Origin of the sequence: Allobosea sp. Tri-44, from assembly GCF_004123845.1 — a bacterium.
Lineage (GTDB): Bacteria > Pseudomonadota > Alphaproteobacteria > Rhizobiales > Beijerinckiaceae > Allobosea.
In genome coordinates this window covers 223239-245191 of the sequence record NZ_NBDP01000015.1, presented here as the reverse complement: position 1 = coordinate 245191, position 21953 = coordinate 223239, and the positions used below count along the sequence as shown (strand labels likewise).

At 67.2% G+C, this 21953-nt stretch carries 22 protein-coding genes; 8 read left to right on the top strand and 14 right to left on the bottom strand.

The genetic code is table 11. From position 1 onward, the window contains the following. Window positions 1-165: 165 nt before the first annotated feature. The 3 genes from argB to B6S44_RS10630 form a co-directional block, all read right to left on the bottom strand. Window positions 166-1062 carry an acetylglutamate kinase gene (argB, locus tag B6S44_RS10640; RefSeq protein ID WP_129156868.1) on the bottom strand — a complete coding sequence of 299 codons (897 nt, stop codon included), beginning with the start codon at window positions 1060-1062 and terminating at the stop codon, window positions 166-168. A gap of 89 nt (window positions 1063-1151) precedes the next feature. Further along, window positions 1152-1523, bottom strand: coding sequence for a DUF423 domain-containing protein (locus B6S44_RS10635; RefSeq protein WP_129156867.1), 372 nt, complete (start codon window positions 1521-1523; stop codon window positions 1152-1154). Window positions 1524-1637: 114 nt separating this feature from the next. Beyond that, the gene (locus B6S44_RS10630; RefSeq protein ID WP_129156866.1) at window positions 1638-2663 is read right to left on the bottom strand and encodes a YihY/virulence factor BrkB family protein; all 1026 of its coding nucleotides are present in this window, start codon (window positions 2661-2663) and stop codon (window positions 1638-1640) included. A gap of 209 nt (window positions 2664-2872) precedes the next feature. Between B6S44_RS10630 and B6S44_RS10625 the strand changes: the two genes are divergently transcribed. Then, entirely contained in the window at window positions 2873-3583 is a 711-nt protein-coding gene (locus tag B6S44_RS10625; protein ID WP_129156865.1) for an outer membrane protein, read from the top strand. A gap of 13 nt (window positions 3584-3596) precedes the next feature. Here the strand turns inward: B6S44_RS10625 and B6S44_RS10620 are convergent, their stop codons facing one another. Next, window positions 3597-4421 carry an AraC family transcriptional regulator gene (locus B6S44_RS10620; protein ID WP_129156864.1) on the bottom strand — a complete coding sequence of 275 codons (825 nt, stop codon included), beginning with the start codon at window positions 4419-4421 and terminating at the stop codon, window positions 3597-3599. Window positions 4422-4486: 65 nt separating this feature from the next. Between B6S44_RS10620 and B6S44_RS10615 the strand changes: the two genes are divergently transcribed. Together B6S44_RS10615 and B6S44_RS10610 are read left to right on the top strand one after the other, a co-directional pair. Next, window positions 4487-5662 (top strand): amidohydrolase, encoded by a 1176-nt coding sequence (locus B6S44_RS10615; RefSeq protein ID WP_129156863.1) that lies wholly within the window; start codon window positions 4487-4489, stop codon window positions 5660-5662. Continuing rightward, complete coding sequence (locus tag B6S44_RS10610; protein ID WP_129156862.1) at window positions 5659-6789, top strand: aminotransferase class I/II-fold pyridoxal phosphate-dependent enzyme; 1131 nt, start codon at window positions 5659-5661, stop codon at window positions 6787-6789. The genes B6S44_RS10615 and B6S44_RS10610 overlap by 4 nt, the downstream gene beginning before the upstream one ends. Before the next feature lie 2 nt (window positions 6790-6791). Here B6S44_RS10610 and B6S44_RS10605 read toward each other — a convergent pair whose 3' ends face one another. From B6S44_RS10605 to B6S44_RS10595, 3 genes are read right to left on the bottom strand one after another with little or no spacing between them, the layout of a single operon-like run. Continuing rightward, the gene (locus B6S44_RS10605; RefSeq protein WP_129156861.1) at window positions 6792-7094 is read right to left on the bottom strand and encodes a DUF6958 family protein; all 303 of its coding nucleotides are present in this window, start codon (window positions 7092-7094) and stop codon (window positions 6792-6794) included. Further along, on the bottom strand, window positions 7087-7623 hold the full coding sequence (locus B6S44_RS10600) for a GFA family protein (RefSeq protein ID WP_129156860.1): 537 nt from the start codon (window positions 7621-7623) through the stop codon (window positions 7087-7089). The genes B6S44_RS10605 and B6S44_RS10600 overlap by 8 nt, the downstream gene beginning before the upstream one ends. Then, on the bottom strand, window positions 7620-8258 hold the full coding sequence (locus tag B6S44_RS10595; RefSeq protein ID WP_129156859.1) for a TetR/AcrR family transcriptional regulator: 639 nt from the start codon (window positions 8256-8258) through the stop codon (window positions 7620-7622). Before B6S44_RS10595 ends, B6S44_RS10600 begins: the two co-directional genes overlap by 4 nt. A 99-nt stretch (window positions 8259-8357) precedes the next feature. Between B6S44_RS10595 and B6S44_RS10590 the strand changes: the two genes are divergently transcribed. Both B6S44_RS10590 and B6S44_RS10585 read left to right on the top strand, forming a co-directional pair. Next, a complete protein-coding gene (locus B6S44_RS10590) occupies window positions 8358-8948 on the top strand; it encodes an ArsR/SmtB family transcription factor (RefSeq protein WP_129156858.1) in 591 nt (196 codons plus the stop codon). A 15-nt stretch (window positions 8949-8963) separates the two neighbouring features. Next, window positions 8964-9761, top strand: a complete 798-nt coding sequence (locus tag B6S44_RS10585; protein WP_129156857.1) for an SRPBCC family protein — start codon at window positions 8964-8966, stop codon at window positions 9759-9761. A gap of 7 nt (window positions 9762-9768) precedes the next feature. Here B6S44_RS10585 and B6S44_RS10580 read toward each other — a convergent pair whose 3' ends face one another. Beyond that, the gene (locus tag B6S44_RS10580; RefSeq protein ID WP_129156856.1) at window positions 9769-10638 is read right to left on the bottom strand and encodes a LysR substrate-binding domain-containing protein; all 870 of its coding nucleotides are present in this window, start codon (window positions 10636-10638) and stop codon (window positions 9769-9771) included. A gap of 131 nt (window positions 10639-10769) precedes the next feature. Between B6S44_RS10580 and B6S44_RS10575 the strand changes: the two genes are divergently transcribed. Then, window positions 10770-11474: an SDR family oxidoreductase gene (locus tag B6S44_RS10575; RefSeq protein ID WP_129156855.1), complete on the top strand. Its 705-nt coding sequence runs from the start codon at window positions 10770-10772 to the stop codon at window positions 11472-11474. A gap of 42 nt (window positions 11475-11516) precedes the next feature. After that, a complete protein-coding gene (gene tam / locus B6S44_RS10570) occupies window positions 11517-12299 on the top strand; it encodes a trans-aconitate 2-methyltransferase (RefSeq protein WP_129156854.1) in 783 nt (260 codons plus the stop codon). A gap of 15 nt (window positions 12300-12314) precedes the next feature. Here the strand turns inward: tam and B6S44_RS10565 are convergent, their stop codons facing one another. From B6S44_RS10565 to B6S44_RS10540, 6 genes are all read right to left on the bottom strand, one after another. After that, the gene (locus B6S44_RS10565; protein WP_129156853.1) at window positions 12315-13955 is read right to left on the bottom strand and encodes a Na+/H+ antiporter; all 1641 of its coding nucleotides are present in this window, start codon (window positions 13953-13955) and stop codon (window positions 12315-12317) included. A 98-nt stretch (window positions 13956-14053) separates the two neighbouring features. Further along, window positions 14054-14986 carry a 3,5-dioxohexanoate:acetyl-CoA acetone transferase gene (kce, locus tag B6S44_RS10560; RefSeq protein WP_129156852.1) on the bottom strand — a complete coding sequence of 311 codons (933 nt, stop codon included), beginning with the start codon at window positions 14984-14986 and terminating at the stop codon, window positions 14054-14056. 34 nt (window positions 14987-15020) lie between these two features. Beyond that, on the bottom strand, window positions 15021-15962 hold the full coding sequence (locus B6S44_RS10555) for a 3-hydroxyacyl-CoA dehydrogenase (protein WP_129156851.1): 942 nt from the start codon (window positions 15960-15962) through the stop codon (window positions 15021-15023). Between the two features lie 202 nt (window positions 15963-16164). After that, a complete protein-coding gene (locus B6S44_RS10550; protein WP_129156850.1) occupies window positions 16165-18690 on the bottom strand; it encodes a branched-chain amino acid ABC transporter ATP-binding protein/permease in 2526 nt (841 codons plus the stop codon). A 7-nt stretch (window positions 18691-18697) separates the two neighbouring features. Further along, window positions 18698-19573: a branched-chain amino acid ABC transporter permease gene (locus B6S44_RS10545; protein WP_129156849.1), complete on the bottom strand. Its 876-nt coding sequence runs from the start codon at window positions 19571-19573 to the stop codon at window positions 18698-18700. A 200-nt stretch (window positions 19574-19773) separates the two neighbouring features. Further along, window positions 19774-21033, bottom strand: a complete 1260-nt coding sequence (locus tag B6S44_RS10540; RefSeq protein ID WP_129156848.1) for an ABC transporter substrate-binding protein — start codon at window positions 21031-21033, stop codon at window positions 19774-19776. A 185-nt stretch (window positions 21034-21218) separates the two neighbouring features. Here B6S44_RS10540 and B6S44_RS10535 point away from each other — a divergent pair, with 185 nt between their 5' ends. Next, complete coding sequence (locus B6S44_RS10535; protein WP_248309538.1) at window positions 21219-21917, top strand: GntR family transcriptional regulator; 699 nt, start codon at window positions 21219-21221, stop codon at window positions 21915-21917. Window positions 21918-21953: the final 36 nt, after the last annotated feature.

The window sequence follows — 21953 nt, the reverse complement described above, 5'->3', positions numbered from 1 at the left end:
GGGGATGGGGGTGGTGCCGCCTGGTGATCGCCGGCAGAAAGAACCGGGGGGTGGCAGCAGCGACGGCGTTCTCGGCTTCTACCGATCGCTCCGGCTTTGCGACCCCCACCCCCTGCCCCTTCCCACAAGGGGGAGGGGTTCCCCGCGCCTTACCTTGCAGACGCCTCAACGCCGGATGATCGTGCCGGAGCCGGTATCGGTGAAGAGCTCGATCAGCGCCGCATGCGGGACCTTGCCGTCGAGGATGACGACGGCCTCGACGCCCTTTTCCAGCGCGTAGATGCAGGTCTCGATCTTCGGGATCATGCCGCCGGAGATGGTGCCGTCGGCGATCAGGCGCCGGCACTGCTCGATGGTGAGCTCCGGGATCAGGTTCTTGTCCTTGTCGAGCACGCCCGGCACGTCGGTGAGCAGCAAAAGGCGCTTGGCGCCGAGCGCGCCCGCGATCGCACCGGCGAATGTGTCGGCGTTGACATTGTAGGTCTGGCCGTCGGCGGCGGCACAGACCGGCGCCAGCACCGGGATCAGCTCTTCCTTGAGGATCGCCTTGAGAACGGTGGTGTCGACCGTCTCGGGCTCGCCGACGAAGCCGAGGTCGAGGACCTGCTCGATCTTCGAATCGGGATCGACGATGGTGCGGGTCGCCTTGCGGGCGGTGACCATGTTGCCGTCCTTGCCGCAGAGCCCGATCGCCTTGCCGCCCTCGCGCGAGATGTAGCCGACGATCTCCTTGTTGACCGAGCCGGCCAGGACCATCTCGACAACGTCGACGGTCGCAGCGTCGGTGACGCGCAGGCCCTGCTTGAACTCGGACTTGAGGCCAAGCTTGTCCAGCATGCGGGCGATCTGGGGGCCGCCGCCATGGCAGACCACCGGCTTCAGGCCGGACTGCTCGAGCAGCACCACATCCTCGGCGAAATCCTCGGCGGTGGCGGCGTCACCCATGGCGTTGCCGCCATATTTGATCACGATCACCTCCTGGTCATAGCGCTGCATATGCGGCAGCGCCTGGACGAGCAGTTCGGCGGCTTGCGAGGGCGTGAGATTATGAGGGGCGTTCATCGGCAGGCTCCGCGAAGGCACGGGGAGGCAGCCGCGCCGCGCCGCGTTCTAACTGAAGACGAAAGGCTGCGAAAGCGTGTCGATGCCGGTCAGGCGCGCTTGGAGAACAAGGCGGCGATGACGAGCCCGAGCCAGCCGCCGAGCATCATGAAGCCGCCGGCGGGCGCGGCGCCGAGGAAGAGCCGCTCGCCATGGAAGCCGCGCATCGCGAGATCGGCAGAAAAGAGCGCGACGCCGAGGATCAGCAGCGAGATCGCGAGGCGAGCCGGCCAGTCCGCAAGCAATTCGGCGCGCCGCGCCGTGCAGGCGGCGATCACCGCAGGTGCATGGAAGAGCAGCATCTGACCGGCGATCTGGATATTGTCGGAGCCGCCGGCATGCGTCCCGGCCGCGAGCAGCGTCACGCCGGCGAGCCCCATCAGCATGGCGATGGTGAGATGGATGCGGGTGGCGGTGATCATCGGCGGATCCGTATCATTGCCCCGGGGGCGGGGCGACCTGCGGGCGAGCAGACGCTGCGGTTACGGGGAAGGTCAAGCGGTGCCGGCTGTGGCATCGTGCTCCAGCGGGCAGCTTCAGTCTCGGCCTGGTGCGTTGCGGGTGAGTTGCGTTACCGGCGCGGGCGCCGAGCCATAGCGGCTCTGATGCTCGAGTTCGGCATTGAGTTCGGCGCCGGCGAGGACGATGATCGCGGAGAGCCAGAGCCAGGTCATGAACACGACGATGGTGGCGAGCGAGCCATAGGTCGCGGTGTAGCGGCCGAGCGTGCTGACATAGAAGGAGAAGCCGACCGAGGCCGCGACCCAGAGCAGTGCCGCGGCGATGGCGCCGGGCAGCACCCAGGCGAAGCGCGGCGGCTTGCGGTCCGGGCCGATCCAATAGAGGCAGCCGATCGCGGTGATGCCGACGAGGAAGAAGGCAGGCCAGCGCAGCCAGCGGATCACGACCTCGATCTCGTGGCCGAAGGGAAAGAGCGCGGTCACCACCGGCAGGCTCGCGATCAGGGACAGCGCCAGGATCAGCACGAAGAGTGCGCTCAGCGTCGTCCCGAGCGAGACCAGGTTGAGGCGGATGAAGCCGCGTTGTTCGCGCACGCCATAGATGATGTTGAGCGCGTCGAAGATCGCCTTCATCGCGGCATTGGCGCTCCAGATCGCGACGAGGAACCCGATCATGAAAGTCAGCGAAAGATTCATCGCGTTCTGGCCGGACAGCCGCACCGCCTGCTCGCGGATGAGCTCGCGTGCGGCCTCGGGCAAGACGATGGTGACGTTGTCGAGCTGACCGACGATCGTCGCCGGGTCGGTCAGCATGCCGTAGAGCGTCACCAGCAGCGACAGGGCCGGCACCAGCGACAGCAGGGTGAAGAAGGCGACGGCGCCGGCGAGCGAGAGCACGCGCGCTTCCTGGATGCGGGTGCTGAAGCGCAGCAGCACGTCCTTCCAGCCGCGCCAGGGCAAGGCGATTGGGCTGACGGCGCCCTGGCCACGCCGGGCCTGGCGCAGGGGTTCGCCGACGCGGCGCGAGACCAGGCCGTGGACATAACCGGCGACCACAGCCGCGAGCCCGGCGGCGCCCGTCAGTCGCTTGAAATAGGCCATGCGCGCTCCGGTCCGGGGGCGGTCGATCCTAGACAGCTCCGTCGTGCTGGCAACGTTGCGGCAGGCGTTTTCGTTCCGGGAAGCGGACCGCGGCGGGGCCGCTTAGAGGTTCGTTAACCTTAACATTTTCATAATGCCGCTCCTGACGCCATCGCGTTGCCGACCGGATCACCCGCCCGGAAGCAGCCGTCGTTCGAGCCGAGATTGTGATGAACGCCCTTCTGAAAGCCTCCATCGCAGCTGTCGCCCTGTTGGCTGGTGGCGCCTCCTTGGCGGCCGACTTCTCCAGTAAGGGCGTCCTGCCGCCAGCGCCGGAGCTGCCGACCTTCTACAACTGGACTGGCATCTATCTCGGCGGCCAGGTCGGCTATTCCTGGGGCTCCGACCGGGCGAGCGAATTCACCAGCGCCGGCCGCGCGCCGCTCGGCCGCTCCTTCGACTACAGCCCGTCCTCCTTCATCGGCGGCGCCCGCCTCGGCTTCAACTACCAGCTCGGTTCAATCGTGCTCGGCGTCGAGGGCGACATCGAAGGCGTGAATGCGCATGCCGGGCAGGGCGATCTCGGCGGCGTGGTCCGCGTGCGGCAGGACTGGCAGGGCTCGGTGCGCGCCCGCCTCGGCTACAGCCTCGACCGGATCATGATCTACGCCACCGGCGGCGTGGCCTTCACCAAGCTCGAATACACCTATGTCAGCCCGCTGGCGGGCCTGACCGAGACGATCAACGCCTCGAGGACCGGCTGGACGGTCGGCGGCGGCGTCGACTACGCCTTGACCGACAATATCATCCTCGGTGTCGACTATCGCTATACCGACTATGGCCGCTTCGATCATGTCGGGGCGGGGGCTTATCTCGGCCGCACGGTCGAGCACGAGCCGTCCGCCCACGCGGTGCGCGCCAGCCTCGCCTACAAGTTCTGAGATACGTAGCGCCTCAGCCTGCCTTGCGAAACATTCCGGGGGTGATGCCGTGGACGGCACGGAAGCTGCGCGAGAGATGGCTCTGGTCGGAAAAGCCCGCGGCGAAGGCGGCATCCGCCAGGCTGGCGCCCTCCTGGATCAGCCGATTGGCGCGGCGCAAACGGCGGTCGCGGATGAAGGTGGCCGGCGTCGAGCCGGTGAGCTTCTTGAAGTCGCGGATGACCTGGAAGCGCGTGACACCAGCGGCCACGGCGAGCCCTTGCAGGTCGATCTCGCCAGCGAGCCCGTCCTCGATCACTTGCTCATAGCGTGACAAGCGGCGCTGCGAGCCGGAGCGGTCGAGCGGCTCGGCCGGCCGGTCGGCATCGCCATGTTGCAGGATCAGTCGGCGCAGTGCGGTCAGCAGGGAGGTTTCCGCACGGGTGGCTTCCGGCGAGGTTGATTCCGCATGGGCCGCAGCGAGCAGCCGGGCCAATTCGGGATCGTCGAGCAGGGCCTGCGGGAAGAGCGGTACATGCGGCTGCCCGAGCTCGGTTGCCAACTCCGAGAGCAGCGCGACCGATGGGTAGAAGGTTCGGTAGGCCCAGCCCTCCTCGGCGCCGGCCTCGCCGTCGTGCCACTCCTCCGGATTGACGACGAGCACCGAGCCAGCCGGGGCCAGCACCACCTGGCGGCCGACGCGCACGCGCTCGCAGCCATCGGTGATCAGCGCGATGACGTAGCCGTCATGGGTGTGGCGGTCATAACGATGCTCGCGGAAGCGCGCCTTGAGCAGGCCGAGCTCGCGGAAGGCGGCGTGGCGCCAAAATTCCTGCGTCTCCTGTCGCGGCTCACTCATCGGTCAATCTGGTTCAAGACGCTGCCCGGTCCACTCTCCTAATCCATGCGGGACAGGAGAGAACCATGCTGCACAATGATCCGATCGCCGCGCTGACACCAGAGGTCGTCGCCTGGCGCCATCATATCCACGCCAATCCCGAACTCGGCTTCCAGGAGGTTGAGACCGCCCGCTTCGTTGCCGAGAAGCTGCGCTCCTTCGGCCTCGAGGTGCAGGAGGGCATCGGCGGCACCGGCGTCGTCGGCACGTTGCGCGCCGGCTCCGGCAAGCGCGCCATCGGCCTGCGTGCCGAGCTCGATGCGCTGCCCGTCATCGAGCGCACCGGCCTGCCCTACGCCTCGAAGAATGCGGGCGTGATGCACGCTTGCGGCCATGACGGCCACAGCGCCATGCTGCTCGGGGCCGCGAAACTCCTGAGCGAGAACCCGGATTTCGACGGCACCGTGCATTTCATCTTCCAGCCGGCCGAGGAGAACGAGGGCGGCAGCATGAGGATGATCGAGGCCGGGCTGTTCGAGCGCTTTCCGGTCGAGGCGGTTTATGCCGTGCACAATTGGCCGGGCGTGCCGTTCGGCACCATCGCGGCCCGCGCCGGGGCACAGATGGCGGCGGTCGACAATTTCGAACTGCGCTTCTTGGGGCTCGGAGCCCATGTCGCCATGCCACATCTCGGCGACGATCCGATCCTCGCCGCCGGGGCCTTCATCCAGAGCGTGCAGCGCATCGTCTCGCGTGCCGTCGACCCGCAAACGCCGATCGTCGTCAGCCTGACCCAGGTCCATGGCGGCAATGTCGGCAACATCGTGCCGAAGGAGATCTGGCTGCAGGGCACCTGCCGCTTCTTCGATCCGGCACTCTCCGATCTTTGCGAGAGGCTCATCGGCGAGATCGCTGATGGTGTCGCCGCCTCGCATGGCGTCACCGCTGCGCTCGACTACAAGCGCGGCTATCCGCCGGTGATCAACACCGTCGAGGCGGCGGCGCTGGCGGCACGAGCGGCGGGCGCAGCTGTCGGGCCGGAGAATGTCATGGCCGAATTCAAGCCGAGCCTGGGCTGCGAGGACTTCGCCTTCATGATCCGCGCCGCCAGTGGCTGCTATGCCTGGATCGGCGCCGGCGAGGTCGGCCCCGGCGAGGGGCTGCATGGCGACCGTTATATCTTCAACGATGCGATCGTCCCGCATGTGCTGCGCTACTGGCAGAATCTGGTCACGGGCGCGCTGCCGAAGGCCGCGCCATGAACGCGCATGTTCCCGCGCGCCGGATGATCGAGCGCCGCTCCGGCGGGCGCATTCTGCTCGACGGCGTCGACACGATCATGCTTGGCGCCAACGACTATCTCGGCCTCTCGACCGATGAGCGCGTGCTCGCCGCGACCAATGAGGCGATGCGGCTCTATGGGACGGGGACTGGTATCTATCCGGTTTTCGTGACGACGCCGCTGCATGAGGCGCTGGCCGAGAACCTCGCTTCCTTCCTCGGCGTCGAGGCGGTGGCGCTGTTTTCCTCCGGCGGCAGCGCCAATGGCGGCGTGCTCACCACGCTGGTCGGGGCGGGGGACGTCATCATCTCGGATCGGCTGAACCATGCCAGCATCATCGATGGCTGCCGCCTGAGCCGGGCCGAGGTCGAGACCTATGAGAACCGCAATATCGCGGGCCTGCGCCGGGCGTTGGAGGGGACGAGGCGGGCCAAGCAGCGCCTGATCGTCACCGACGGCATCTTCAGTATGGAGGGCGGCGCGTCGCGGCTCGCTGAGATCCAGGCGCTGGCGCGGGAGTTCGATGCGCTGCTGATGATCGACGAGGCGCATGCGACCGGCGTGGTCGGGCCGGGCGGCAAGGGCACCGCGCCGCTTTGCGGCCTCGCCAATGGAGCGCCCGACATGCTGCTGACCGGCTCGCTGTCGAAGGCACTGGGCGGCGCCAGCGGCGGCTTCGTCGCCGGGCCTCGCCTCTTGATCGAGAAGCTGAAGGCGCAGTCGCGCAGCTGGATCTTCACCATGGGGATGACGACGGCGAATGCCGCGACGGCGCTGACGGCGCTGAAGATCTGCCGCGACGATCCCGGCCCGCGTGAGCGGCTCTGGCGCAATGTCGCCCATTTGCGCGAGGCGCTGCGCTTCTACGCGCTCGCCTGCCATGACAGCGACAGCGCCATCACCGCGGTCAAGGTCGGGGGCGAGGAGCGCGCGCGGATGATGACCGCGCGCCTGACCAGGGCCGGCGTTTTTGCTCCGGCTGTGTCCTTCCCGATCGTGGCGCAGGGCGATGCGCGCCTGCGGCTGCAAGTCAGCGCGGCCCATGAGACGGCCGAGCTCGACGAGGCGGCGGCAGCGCTGGCGACGGCGTTCGCCGAAACGGGTTGAGATTAGGTCGCCGCGAGCCGGTAGAGATGCACCGGCTTGCGCGGGGCGCGCTTGATCACGCCCTTGGCCTCGAGGTCGAGCTGGACGGCCTTCAACCACCAGCCGGCCGTATTGCCCTGCGGGAAGAGATCGTCCGGTAGGAGCGGTAGCAGCGCCTCCTTCGCGTCCGGAACCGTCAGCCCTGGCGCCTCTTCCGGCAGTGCCGCGAGCAGTGCCTTGCGCATCGCCAGATATTTGGCGCGGTCGACCCGCTCAGACTTGCCGGGCTTGTTGATGTTCTCGATCTCGATCTTGTCGTCAGGCATCGATCGTCCCCGCTGTCGTGATCTTCGGGTTGCGGAAGCCCATGGCGATCCAGGCGCCCAGCAGCTTCATGTAGAACGAGACCGTGTGGGTCTTCAGATTGGGTATGTCGGCCGGCAGGCTGGACGCGTCGGGCAGGTCGCCGGTCATGGTCCGCAGCGTTGCTTTAGGCCGGGTCTCCTCGGGCCAGAGATGCAGATAGAGGCTGAGCCAGTGCGCGCCCTTCATCTCCAGGAAGACCGGCGTGTTGCAGCAGGTCGCGATGATGCGGCGCGAGCCGGCCTCGGGCTTCAGCCGGAACTCGCGCAGGCTCTCCGCGCCTGCGACGATCCCGACCCGGTCCTTGCGATATTCGGCGGTTGGCGTCGCGTCGTACGCGGTCAGCATGCTCCTCGCATTCGGCAGCTTCGCGAGCCGTGCTGCAGCGGCCCGGCAGCTGTTGCACAGGCATTCCGAGACGAGGATCGGACTCCCGGCGACTTCGAGCCGCGTATGCCCGCAGGCGCATCCGATCGTCATGCGCTGGCTCATGCTGCCAAATCCTCCGCGACGTGGAAAAGGTGCCGGATGTACCGGTCGAGATGATCGAGGCTTTCGCGCGCCAGATCGGGATCGTTCCCGGCCTTGGCCAGCACGAAGCCACCCTGCAGGACGGTCTGTGTGTGCCGTGCCAGGCTCTCGGCGGTCCAGCCGGTCGTCGCGATGCCGTGGTCGCGGCGGGCCTGCTCGATATCGGCTTCCAGCGTCGCGGCATGGCCGAAGATGCTGCGGCCGCAGGCGTCGCGGATCTCGGGTGCGCTTGCGTGGACCTCCTGCGCCATCGTCCCGACGAGGCAGGTGAACTCGGCGAGATCGCCGGCGATGATCGCCTTGCGGAAGGCGATATAAGCGAGGACGCGATCGAGGGCGTCGGCCGGTTGGTGATAAGGGGCGGCCGCGAAGAAGGGGGTGACCTCCTGCGTCCAGAACTCGGCCGCGGCGATGCCGAGCGCTTCCTTGCTGGCGAAATGATGGAAGAAGGCGCCCTTGGTGACGTCGGCGGCGCGGCAGAGATCGTCGACGCTGGTGGCGGCGAAGCCCTTGGCGCGGATGACGTCGCGCGCCGCTTCGAGGAGCCGGGTGCGTGCGTTCCCGCGCTCGGGGGATTGTTTCGTGGGTCGTGGCATGAGAGATACATACCATTCAGTTGGTATGTTGCAAGCAACTTTTGCTATGAGCAGCCGCAATCCATTGACAGAAAAAACTGTCAATGAGAGCTTCAGGTCATGCTCGACCTCGATGTCATCGACGATCCCGCTCGCGCCACCGTGGCGCTCGACCCGGTCAAGCGGCGGATCCTCGCCGAACTGTCCGAGCCGGCCTCGGCCGCGTCGCTGGCCGGGCGGGTCGGGCTGACCCGGCAGAAGGTCAACTACCATCTGCGCGCGCTCGAAGAGCACCGGCTGGTCGCGCCGGCGGGCGAGCGGCAGTGGGGCGGGCTGACGGAGCGATTGATGGTGGCGAGCGCCGCCTCCTTCGTCGTCTCGCCGGCAGCGCTGGGCTCGCTCGGTGCCGATCCGGAGCGCAACCCCGACCGGCTCTCGGCGAGCTATCTGATCGCGCTGGCTGCCCGGATCGTGCGCGAGGTCGGAACACTCTGGAATGAGGCGCGCCGGCAGGAGAAGCGGCTGGCGACATTGTCGCTCGACAGCGTCATCCGCTTCCGCTCGCCGACCGAGCGCGCCGCCTTCACCCGCGAGCTCACCGAAACCGTGGCGGCGCTCGCCGCCCGCTATCACGACGACAGCGCGCCGGGCGGGCGCTCGCACCGCCTCGTGGTCGCCGCCTATCCGGCGCCCGAACCGGCCAAGGCCTGAAAGGATATCAAGATCATGCCGATCAAGAAGGACGGAACCGGCAAGCGCTGGGTCGAGATGGAGGTGCTGGTCCCCGGCACGCCCGAGCAGGTCTGGCAGGCGATGGCGACGGGGCCGGGCAACACCGCCTGGTTCACCCGCACGACGATCGAGGAGCGGGTCGGCGGCAAGCTCAGCTTCAATTTCGGGCCGGAGATGGGCTCGGCCGGAGAGATCAACCTCTGGGAGCCGCCGCACCGCTTCGGCTACACAGAGTATGAATGGAGCGAGAAGGCTCCGCCGGTCGCGACCGAGATCACCATCACCAGCCGCTCCGGTGACCAGTGCCTGGTGCGGATGGTGCACTCACTTTTCGCCTCCAGCGACGACTGGGACGATCAGATGGAGGGGTTCGAGGGCGGCTGGCCCGGCTTCTTCGCGGTGCTGCGGCTCTATCTCAGCCATTTCGCCAGCCTGAAGGGCGCCTCCTTCCAGGCGATGCGGATGACCGATGGCGAACATCTCGCGGTCTGGAAGCGGCTCACCGAGAGGCTTGGCCTCGCCGGCGCGAATGTCGGCGAGCGGCGCGAGCTGCCAGCCGCGCCGCAAGCCTTCGCCGGCACGGTCGAGCAGACCGAGCAGGGGCGGAAGCAGCGCCATATCCTCTTGCGCTCCGACGAAGGCATCGCGCTGATCGGCAGCTACCAGATGGGCGACAAGGTCAATGTCAGCGCCAGCCTGTTCTTCTATGGCGACGATGCCGACAAGCGCGTCGCCGAGAACGAGCCGAGATGGCAAGCCTGGCTCAAGGACACCTTCGCGGCAGCCGGTTGAACTCTGCTTAGCTGCGCTGGGCGAGCAGCCACGCCTTGACCAGCGTGGCCTGCTCGGGATGGCGCGGCCTGCGGGCGCAGACGACGTAGAAGTCGAGGCCGCCGCGCATGTTGGCCGGCGTCGCCAGGGCGAGGCGGCCGGCGGCAAGGTCGGGCTCGATCAGGAAGCGGCTGGCGAGCGCGATGCCCTGGCCGGCGATCGCGGCGTCGATCGCCAGTGCCGTCTGGTTGAAGCGCGTGCTGCGGATCGTCAGCGGCATGGGCCGCCCGAGCGCACGCTCGAAGAACTCCGGCCAGAGGTCGTGCCCGTCGCGTAGCAAGGGCAGGCGCGCCAGCTCTTCCTCGGCGGGACGCAGGCTGGGATGGCAGGCTGCGACGATCTCGTGCTCGAACAACAGGTCTGCGGTCAGGCCTGGGCCGAAGGGCGGGCGGCCCTGGCGAATGGCGATGTCGACGCCATCCGACTGGAAATTCGCCAGCGCATCGCTCGCGAGGATATTCAACTCCAGCTGCGGATGGGCGGCGGTGAAATCGGGCAGCCTTGGCACCAGCCATTTCGCCGCGATGCTCGGCGTGGCGCTGATGGTCAGGCGCAAGGGCTGCGGACGAAGGTTGTCGGTCGCCTCGGCGAGCAAGGCGAAGGCGTGGGCGACATGGGTCGCATAGCTGCGACCGGCGCTGGTCAAGGCGAGCAGGCGCGGCTGGCGTTCGAACAGCTTCAGGCCGAGATCGCTCTCCAGCCCGCGGACATGCTGTGCGACGGCGCCTTGCGTGACACCGAGCTCATCGGCGGCAACGCGGAAGTTGAGGTGCCGCGCTGCCGCCTCGAAGGCGCGTAGAGCATTGAGCGACGGCAGGCGTTGCTGCGTCTCGATCATGCGATAGTTTTTCTATTGATAGAGCGCCGTGTAACTCGCTGGCGAGTTTACGCAGGCAATGCGAGAAAGGCTAGAATGAGCCTTGCTGCTTGCATTGCTTTCGTAACCCACCGAGCAGATGGAGCCTCCATATGGCAGGAGAAAAAGTAGCTGTTGTTACCGCCGGCGGCAGTGGCATGGGCGCCGCCGCGGCAAAGCGGCTGGCGCAGGACGGCTTCAAGGTCGCGATCCTGTCCTCCTCCGGCAAGGGCGAAGCGCTGGCGAAAGAGCTCGGCGGATTCGGCGTCACCGGCTCGAACCAGTCGAACGACGATCTCAAGCGCCTGATCGACATGGCGATGGAGCGCTTCGGCCGCATCGATGTGCTGGTCAACAGCGCCGGCCACGGCCCGCGCGCGCCGATCACCGAGATCACCGACGAGCAATGGCATACCGGGCTCGACGTCTACCTGATGAACGTGATCCGGCCGACCCGGCTGGTCGCGCCGGTGATGGCGGCGCAGAAGGGCGGGACGATCATCAACATCTCGACCGCCTGGGCTTTCGAGCCGAGCGCGATGTTCCCGACCTCGGCGGTGTTCCGCGCCGGGCTCGCCGCCTACACCAAGCTCTTCGCCGACCAATACGCCGCCCAGAACGTGCGGATGAACAACGTCCTGCCAGGCTGGATCGACTCGCTGCCGCAGACCGACGAGCGCCGCGATGGCGTGCCGATGCGACGCTACGGCACGAGCGAGGAGATCGCCGCGACGATCGCCTTCCTCGCCTCGGACGGCGCCGGCTACATCACCGGCCAGAACCTGCGCGTCGATGGCGGCTTGATGCGCTCGCTCTAGGAGCGTAGCCATCGCGCCAGATGGACGGACGGAGCAGGCGCGATGACGGGCAAGGTCGACTGGGATGCGAACCAGTATCTGCGCTTCGAGGACGAGCGGACACGGCCGCCGCTCGACCTGATCCAGCGCGTGCGCCTCACCGATCCGCAGCACTGCATCGATCTCGGCTGCGGACCGGGCAACAGCACCGAGCTGGTCGCCGCCCGCTTCCCGGCTGCCAAGGTCGAAGGTCTCGATTCCTCGCCGGACATGCTGGAGAAGGCGCGCAAGCGCCTGCCGCAGCTTTCGTTCACCTTGGCCGATCTGGAGAATTGGTCGGCGGATGGTCGCTACGACCTGATCTTCGCCAATGCGGCGCTGCAATGGATTCCCGACCATCCCGCTTTGTTCGCGCGGCTGGCGCGGTCACTGGCGCCGGGTGGGGCGCTTGCGGTGCAGATGCCCAACAACCTCAGCGAACCCTCGCATGTCGCGATGGACGAGGCCGCGGCCGAGGGGCCGTGGGCCGCTCGCCTCGCCAATGCGCGGGCCTCGAAGGCGGTGATCGGCTCGTTCTCGGATTATCGGCGTTGGCTGATGGAAGCCGGCTGCCAGGTCGACATCTGGCAGACGACCTATGTCCACGCGCTCGCCGGCCATGATGCGATCGTCGAGTGGTTCAAGAGCACAGGGCTGAAACCCTATATCGATCCCCTGCCGGCCGAGGAGCGCGAGGCTTTCCTCGCACGCTATCGCGAGAAGATCGCCGCGGCCTACCCGGTCGAGCCGGACGGCAAGGTGCTGCTCCGCTTCCCGCGCCTGTTCATCCTCGCGGTCCGCAGCTAGCGCCAGCGCCGGCAGTCAGCGGGATCTGGCCTTGGCCTCGGCGAGCACGTCATGCAAAGCGAGTTCGTGCGCCAGCGCGTTGAAGGTGGCGTCGTCGATCTCGCCGCTCTTGAGCAGGCCACGCAGAGCCTCGCGTTCTGCGGTCAGGGCTGCATGGCGCAATGCACCCTCGGCCTTTTGTAGCGTCACGGCTTCCTCCTGCGGCGTCTTGCCGTCGTCGAGCAAGGCGAGGCGGCGCCGGTAAGTCGCGATCAGGCCCTCTGCCACCGCCTGGTCGACAGTCGCAGCGCCGTCGGTGCCGCCGCGATGGGCGACGCCCTCGAGCCGGGCGATCGCGGCTTCAGTGGCGGTGATGCGCGCCCTGCGCACCTCGGTGGCATGAGCGGCGTGTCCGACAACGAGCCCGCGCACGATCGGCGGCAGTCCGACGCTGGCGATCACGAGCCAGAGCAGGATCACGCCGGCGGCCAGGAAGATCGCGACGTCCCGTCCTGGAAAGGGCGAGCCGTCGAGTGCGAGCACGGGCAAGGACAAGACGCCGGCCAGCGTGACGGCGCCGCGCACGCCGGCGATCGAGCTTGCAAGACGGATACGCGGGGTGGCGTTCAATGGAACCTCGCGCCTGAGCCGGCTGATGATGCGTCCGGCCCCGACCGCCACCGTGATCCAAAGATAACGCAGGACGATCAGGCAAAGCGTCAGCGCGACGACGATGCCGAGCGGCTGCCAGAGCCAGTGTGAGCTGGTCAGTGCCGGCGGCACGGCACGGATGATCGCCGGCAATTGCAGGCCGAGCACCACGAAGAGCGTGCCGTTGAGGAGGAAGGCGAGCATCGTCCAGAAGGAGTGGGCGAGCATATAGGCAGAGACGCTGAGCTGGCTGGCGGTGCGCGTGCGCCCGACCGTGAGGCCGGCGACGACGGCGGCGAGCACGCCGGACGCGTGCACTGCCTCCGCCGCCAGGAAGGCGGCGAAGGGCAGGAACATCACGACCAGCACCTGCGCCTCCGGCGGGATCCGATCGAACTTCGCCAGCAGCTTCAGCGCCCAGGAGACCACGATGACCGCGAGCAGGCCTGCGGCGACACCTCCGGCGACGGCGAAGAGGAAGGCGAGCGAGGCCTGCCAGAGCGAGAAGCTGCCGGTCAGGGCCGCGGCGGTGGCGAAGCGGAAGATCACTAGGCCGGAGGCGTCGTTGAGCAGCGATTCCCCTTCGAGAATATGCATCAGGTCCTTCGGCACGCTCTCCTTGTCGACAATGGAGGAGACCGCGACGGCATCGGTCGGCGAGAGCACGGCGGCGAGCGCGAAGGCCACCGGCAGCGGCATGGAGGGCACCAGCCAGTGCAAGGCGAGGCCGCAGCCGAGGGTGGTGAAGAAGACCAGGCCGAAAGACAGCGACAGGATCGGCCGCAGCAGCCGGCGGTATTCGCGCTTCGGCGCTTCCCAGGCGTCGGCGAAGAGCAGCGGCGCGATGAAGAGCAGGAGAAAGAGTTCCGGCTCGATCGCGGTATGGAAGCCGGCGGTTGGCCAGGCGAGCGCCGCGCCGAGCGCGATCTGGACGATCGGAAGCGGGACGATCCTGAACAGCCGGGTGAGCGGCTGCGAGGCCACCACGGCCATGACCAGGATCAGGATGAACGTGAAGGTATGCATTGACTCAGCGGCCGGCCGGGTTCGCTTGGGGGTCGGCCGCGAGCTTTAGCGTAGAGGTATCCGGCAAGCCAAGCTCGCCGGATGCGGGTTAAGACCTGTCAGAACGCGACCTTGTCGGCGCCCTTCAGCTGCAATTGCTCGCGGGCGTCGTCCGGGGTGGCGATCTCGAGGCCGAGGCCCTCGATGATCTTGCGGGCGGCGCGGACCTGGTCGGCGTTCGACTTGGCGAGCTGGCCTGGGCCGAGCCAGAGCGAATCCTCGAGGCCGACGCGCAAATTGCCGCCCATCGCGACCGCCATCGCCGCGATCGGTAGCTGGTGGCGGCCGGCGCCGAGCACCGACCAGTGATAGTCGTCGCCGAAGAGCCGGTCGGCGGTGCGCTTCATATGGACGACGTCCTCGGGATGCGGGCCGATGCCGCCGAGCAGGCCGAAGACCGACTGGACGAAGAAGGGCGGCTTGACCAGCCCGCGGTCGACGAAATGGGCGAGCGTATAGAGATGGCCGATGTCGTAGCACTCGATCTCGAAGCGGGTGCCGTTCTCGGCGCAGGTCGTCAGGATGTTCTCGATGTCCTTGAAGGTGTTCTTGAAGACGCGGTCGTTCGAGCCCTCGAGATAGGGCCGCTCCCAGTCGTGCTTGAACTCCTTGAAGCGGTTCAGCATCGGGTAGAGCCCGAAATTCATCGAGCCCATATTGAGCGAGGCGACCTCGGGCTTGAAATGGGCGCAGGGCTTCAGCCGCTCCTCGACCAGCATGGTGGGCGCGCCGCCGGTGGTGATGTTGATGACGCAGTTCGAGCGCTGTTTGATCACCTTGAGGAAGGGCTCGAAGGCCTCCGGCGACTGGTCGGGCTGGCCGGTCTTGGGATTGCGGGCATGGACATGGACCAGCGCCGCGCCGGCCTCAGCCGCGCCGACCGCGGCGTCGATGATCTCCTCCGGCGTCACCGGTAGGTAAGGCGACATCGAGGGGGTATGGATCGCGCCGGTGACGGCGCAGGTAATGATGACTTTGCGGTTCTTGGCCATGCAATAAGTCCTTCGCTGATCCGAAATCAAAAGCTCACGCCGGCTTGCGCTTCGCCGCGCGCTTATGGGCCTGCAAGGCGGCGAGGCGGCTGTCGCGCCAGTCGCTCAGGCGCTTGACGCGGCCGGCCTCCTGCGCGCCGCGCCATTCGCGCATCACTTCGGTGACCGTCTCCGGCTTGAACGGATTGCCGAGCCCCTCCGAGGACTTGACCATGCGGTCGAGCGATTCCGAATAACGTGCGCAATAGTCGGGGATGCCGCCGGGCGCATTGAGCTCGATCGTCTCGAACGGACCCATGAACGACCAGCGCAGGCCGAGCCCGTCGCGTATGGTCTTGTCGACATCCTCGGCGCTGGCGACGCCCTCGCCGACAAGGCGGAAAGCCTCAGCCAGCAGCACCGCCTGCAGGCGGTTGAGCACGAAGCCGGGCTTTTCCTTGCGCAGCATGATCGCGACCTGCCCGGCCTGCTCGTAGATGCGCTTGGCCCTGGCGACGACCTTCGGATCGGTCCAGGGCGCCGGGGCGAGCTCGACGATCGGCACCAGATGCGGCGGGTTGACCGGATGGGCGACGAGGCAGCGGGCCCGGCCCTTCAGCTCCTCCGAGAAGCTCGAGGCCATGATGAAGGAGGTCGAGGACGCCAGGATCGCGGAAGCGGGCGCGAGCGCATCCATCTGCGCGAAGAGCTCGCGTTTGGCCTCGACCGTCTCCGGCCCGTTCTCCTGCACCAGCGCGACACCCTTCAGCGCATCGGCGAGATCCCTGGCGACGCGGATGCGGGCGATCGAACCCTTGGGGTCGTCGACGAGGCCGTGGCCGGCGAGCTCCCTGAGGTTCCTGCCGATATGGGTGCGGGCGGCCTTGGCGGCGTCGGGCTTCACATCGTGCAGCGCGACTTCGAAGCCGTGGCTGGCGAAGACGGTGGCCCAGGCGCGGCCGATCAGGCCCGAGCCGACGATGGCGATCTTGGTCATGCGAAAACATCCGGGTTCAGAGATGTCGAAGCCACGCCGTCATTCCGGGGCACGCCGCAGGCGTGAGCCCGGAACCCATAACCGCAGAGGGCCAAAGACGAGGCGCGGCAATGGCGACGGTTCTTCCGGGATAGGCAGTGGTTATGGGTTCCGGGCTCTTCGCTGCGCGCAGCCCCGGAATGACGGCGGAGGAGAACCGTCATCACAACCACAGCACTTGCCGCCGCAGCGCGAGGTCCTGGCTCAACGCCCGTGATGGGCCGATATGGGTGACCTGGCCGCGTTCGAGCACGACGGTGCGGTCGGAGAGCGCCAGCGCCAGGTCGAGATGGTGGTCGACGATGACGATGGCGATCTCCCTCCTGAGCTTGTCGAAGGCCTCGAACAGCTCCTCGACCACCGCTGGGGCCAATCCCTCGAACGGCTCGTCGAGCAGCAGGACGCGGGTGTCGCCGGACAGCGCGCGCGCCACCGCCACCATCTGCTGTTCGCCGCCGGAGAGGTAATCGGCAGGGGAATGCCAGCGCTGCTTGATGCGCGGGAAGAAGGCGAAGATTTTCTCGTCTTCCCAATGGGTGCCGTTGCCGGTCCGGCGCTTGAGGCGGCCGAGCTCCATGTTGTCCTTGACGCTCATGCCGGCGAAGAGGCCGCGGCCCTGTGGCACATAGGCGATACCGGCACGGGCGATCCCAGCCGGCGGCAGGCGGGCGATATCGCTGCCGGCAAGGCTGATCGCGCCGGAAGCCGGCGGGGCGATGCCGGTGATGGTCTTGAGCAAGGTCGACTTGCCGGCGCCGTTGCGGCCGAGCAAGGCGACGATCTCGTTCTCGTGCACGCCGAAGGAGACGTCACGCAGGATGTGGCTCTTGCCGTAGAAGGTATCGATCTTGTCGAGCCCGAGCAGGACTTTGGAACCGGCGGCGCTCTCGCGCGGCTTCTCGGCCAGCGCATGGGCGCCCGAGCCGATATAGACCTCTTGCACCTTCGGCGACGAGCGGGCGTCCTCGACCGTGCCGTCGACCAGCACCGAGCCCTCGTTCATCACTGTGACATGGTCGGCGATGGCGAAGACGCGGTCGATGTCGTGCTCGACCAGCAGCACCGGCAGATCGGTCGAGATCGACTTGATCAGGTTGCCGACGCGCTCGCGCTCGGCCGCGGCAAGGCCGGCGAGCGGCTCGTCGAGCAGGAGGATGCGCGGGCTGGTGGCGAGGGCGAGGCTCATGTCGAGCAGGCGCTGGCCGCCATAGCTGAGCGAGCCGGCTTCGGCCGCTTCGATGCCGGAGAGGCCCATGGTCGAGATGACCTGACGGGTCTCGTCATTGACCTGATCCAGCCCACCAGCCGCTTGCCAGAGGCCGAAGCGCTCGGGGGCCCGCGCCTGCACGGCGAGGCGGACATTCTCGGCGACCGAGAGCGTCGGGAAGAGATTGGTGATCTGGAAGGCGCGGCCGATACCGGCCCGGGTGATCGCCTCGGGTGAGAGCCCGGCGATGTCGCGCTCACGCAGGCGGACCTCGCCGCGGTCAGGCTTGAACAGACCGGAGATCAGGTTGAAGGCGGTGGTCTTGCCGGCGCCGTTGGGGCCGATCAGCGCATGCAGGCGCCGGTCGCGCATGGTGATATCGACGTTCTCGACCGCCTTGATGCCGCCGAAGCTCTTGGCGAGGCCGGTCGCAGTCAGGATGGTGCCGTCGCCGGCATCCTGCGGCTTCATGAAGGCGGGGAGCTCGACGGCGCCGGCCTTGCGGGCCGACATCGCCGCATCCTCGGCGACCTGCTTGCGGAAGGGCTTGAGCAGGCGCTGGCCGACGCCGACGAGCCCGTCGGGCGAGAAGACGATGAAGGCGACGAAGAGCAGGCCGAACCAGAACAGCCAGTTTTCGGTGACGCTGGAGAGATAGTCGCGGAAGACAACGAAGAAGAGCGCGCCCAGTGCCGGCCCGAGGAAGGAGCGCATGCCGCCGATCACGACCATCGCCAGGAGCTCGCCGGAGAAGGCGACGGAGATCGGCTCGGCCGAGGTCATGCGGTTGTTGAAGAGGAGGAGCGTGCCGGCGAGCCCTGTCAGCGCGGCCGAGACGGTGAAGGCGACGAGCTTGTAGCGGTTCGTGGCGTAGCCGAGGAAGCGGGCGCGCTGCTCGTTCTCGCGGATCGCGACGAGGACGGTGCCGACAGGCGAGCGATGGAAGCGCCAGAGGCCGTAGACCACAACAAAGGCGATCGTCGCGACCAGCATGTAGAAGGGCAGGGCGACCTCGAAATCGACGCCGGCGAAGAGCGGACGCTTGATGCCGCCGAGGCCGTCCTCGCCGCCGGTGACCGAGGTCCAGCGGAAGGCGACCGAATAGATCATGGCGGCGAGCGCCAGCGTCAGCAGCGAGAAATAGACGCCCTTGCGACGCAGGATCAGGGCGCCGAAGGCGAAGGCGATCAGCGCGACGAGCGCGACTGCGAGCAGGATTGGCAAGGCGAACTGGCCGGGCAGCCAGTTGCGCTGGATCAGGCCCGCCGCATAGGCGGCGATGCCGAACCAGGCGCCGTGGCCGAAGGAGACCAGGCCGGTGGTGCCGACCAGGATGTTGAGCGCCATGCAGGCGATGGCGAAGACCACGACCTCGGTGGCCGAGGTCGTGCCGAGCCCGACCGCATGCATCAGCGAGGGCAGGATGGCGAGGCCGATTGCGGCGAGGACGAGCGGAAGATAATCGCGCTGGGAGCTGGTCATGACGGCCTCACTCGAAGCGCTGGATGCGCTCGCCGAACAGGCCGCGCGGACGGAAGAGCAGGACGAACAGCATCATCAGGTAGATCACCGCGGTCGACCATTGCGTCAGGCCGAGGCCGATGGTGATGCCCTTGACCAGGCCGACCATGAGCGCGGCGACGACGACGCCCCAGAAGGAGCCGAGCCCGCCGATGACGACGACGACGAAGGCAGGCGTGATGATCTCCTGGCCCATCGCCGGGTGGATCGAATAGATCGGCGCGAGCAGCACGCCGGCAAGCCCCGCTAGGCCGATGCCGATGCCGGCGACCGTCATCATGTAGGGCTGGAGCGAGATGCCGAGCGCGCCGACCATGTCGGGGTTCTGCACGCCGGCGCGCACGACGCGGCCGAAGGCGGTGCGTTGCAGCAGGAACCAGAGGCCGAGCACGCATGCGGCGGCGATCAGGATCAGCAAAGCGCGATAGCGCGAATAGATGAAGTCGCCGATGAAGATCTGGCCGCGCAGCGCCGGCGGGATCGAGAAGGACAGCGGCGGCGCACCGAAGATCATCCGAAGCGACTGCTCGGCGACCATGGCGAGGCCGAAGGTCAGCAGCAACGAGAGGATCGGGTCGGAACGGTAGAAGCGCTGGAACAGCCCGCGCTCGATGACGATGCCGATCAGCGCGACCAGCACGGGCGAGGCGATGATGGCGCCGCCGAAACCGATATGGGGGGCGAGCACGATCGTGAGATAAGCGCCGATCGCATAGAAGGCGCCATGCGCCAGGTTGACGATGCCGCCGAGCGAGAAGATCAGCGACAGGCCGAGCGCGATCAGGAGGTAATAGACCCCGTCGAGCAGCCCGTTCAGCACCTGCTGGATGAAGAGGGTGAGCAAGGGATGGCCTTTGTTCAAAAACGGGGCCGACGGAACCCCCTCGTCTTTCCGGGGCTTCGCGGAGCGAAGAGCCCGGAATCCATAACCACTGGAGCTCCGGGGAGACGCGCTGTGTACGCCGCGCCCTGACGGCGATACCTGCGGTTATGGGTTCCGGGCTCAGGCCTGCGGCCTGCCCCGGAATGACCGTGGAGAGCGCCTCAGCTCATCTTGCAGATGGCTTCGTCGCCCTGAGTGGCGATGACCTCCATGTCCTCGTTCGGGCCGGGCACCGGAGCCGAGGAGGTGAAGAGGTCCCACTGGTTCTTGACCTGCGCCGCCGGCAAGGCGGTGATCGTGTACATCTCGCTGATCAGCTGGTGGTCGGAGGCGCGGAAATAGCCCTGGCGCGGCTTCATCACGTCGAACTTCGCGCCTTTCTCGAGATGCTCGAGGATCTTGGCGGTGTCGGTCGACTTCAGCTCGTTCATCGACTGGGCCATGACCTTGACGCCGACATAGTCGCCCCAGGCCTGGTTCTCTGGCGGCTTGCCGTATTTCTTGGTGAAGGCGGCGACGAAGGCCTTGGTCGAGGGCGTGTCGATCAGGTGATGCCAGACGCAGGGCCAGGTGCCGCCGAAATTGTCCTTGCCGGCGGCCCAGGCCAAAGCCGTGTCGAAGCCGAAGCCGGCGACCGGGAAGGTCAGGCCGAACTCGGAATACTGCTTGAGGAAATTGGTGATCTGGTTGCCGGCGAGGTTGGAGATGACGAGATCGGGCTTGGCGGCGCGGATCTCGAGCAGCAGCGCCGAGAAGTCGGTCGCGTCGGTCGGCACCAGCTTGTCGGCGGCGAACTGGCCGCCATTGGCTTCCATAAAGCGCTTGGCGACCTTGCTGAGGTCATGGCCGAAGGCGTAGTCGGCGGTGAGCGAGAACCACTTCTTGCCCTTGACCAGCCCCTGAGCCAGCAGCGAGCGGCCGCAGCTCTTCACATACATCGAGTTCTGGTGCTCGACATGGAACATGTAGCGGTTGCAGCTCTCGCCGCGCAGCGCGTCGGAATTGCCACCGGTGTTGAGGAACAGCGTCTTGTTGCGGGCTGCGACCTGCGAAATCGTCAGACAGGAGGCGGACGAGATCTCTCCGATGATGCAGGCGACCTTGTCGCGCTCGATCATGCGCTCGGCCTTGGTCGAGGCAGTCTGCGGATTGACCGAATCTTCCTTCAGCAGTTCGAGCTTGCGGCCGTTGATGCCGCCGGCCGCATTGATCTCCTCGGCGGCGAGATCGGCGGCCATGACGCCGTACTCGCCGAGCGGCCCAAGAAAGCCGGTGCGCGGCGTCAGGTGCCCAAAGCGGATCGCCTCCGACGTTTGCGCGAGAATGACCGCCGGGCTGGCGATGAGGCCAGTGGCTGTGGCGCCCAATCCAACTAGCGTCTGGCGGCGCGAGAGGCTCTTGATCCGTGACTGCTCTGACATTCCGTTCCTCCCAGAACTTTCCCGCGCGCTTTGGCGTCGGATTACGTCGATCGTCATTCTTTATTGCGCGGCATCGCAGCTGCTTGTCGTGATCTGTGATCACAGTTAGGTTGGCAGACATGATTGCCCGAGTCCAGCCCTCAGATGCGCCGCGATCGCGGCTCGCCTCCTCCGTCAGGGGGAAGGTGGGAGAGGCGTCCGCGCTCGACGAGGTTGGCTCGCTCCAGCACGAGACATTGGGCGAGCGGGTCACCGGCGAGCTTCGGGCGCTGCTGATCGCCGGGCGGCTGGCGCCGGGCGAGAAGCTCTCGCTGCGCCGTGTCGCCGAGGCGCTCGGCGTCTCGATGATGCCGGTGCGCGAGGCGGTCAGCCGGCTCGCAGCCGACAAGGCGCTGGAGGTGTTGCCGGGGCGGGCGGTGCGCGTGCCGGTGCTGACGCTGGCGCAGTTCCGCGAGCTCACCCGGATCAGGCTGGTGGTCGAGGGCTTCGCCGCCGAGGAGGCGGCGAAGGTGATCACCGATGAGCAGATCGCCTTGGTTGCGCGGCATGAGGCGGCGTTCCTCGCGGCGGCGAGGGCCGACCCGCCGGACCCGGCGGCTGCGGTTGCGACCAATCGCGACCTGCATTTTGCTCTTTACGAAGCCGCTGGCATGCCCTCGCTGATCGAGATGATCTCCCGGCTCTGGCTCAAGGCGGGACCGATCCTCAATCTCGACATGCGGCACGAGCCGCGCCGGCTCGACGGCGGCAGCGCCGTCGTCGCGCATGCGGCACTGTTGAAGGCGTTGCGACGGCGCGATCCGGCCGCGGCGAGGCAGGCGCTGGTCGAGGACATCAGCGCTGCGGCGGACCATATCGAACGCACGGCGCGGCTGGTGGAATAAGCCCCGCGAGAACAACGAAGGAAAAAGGGACGGAAA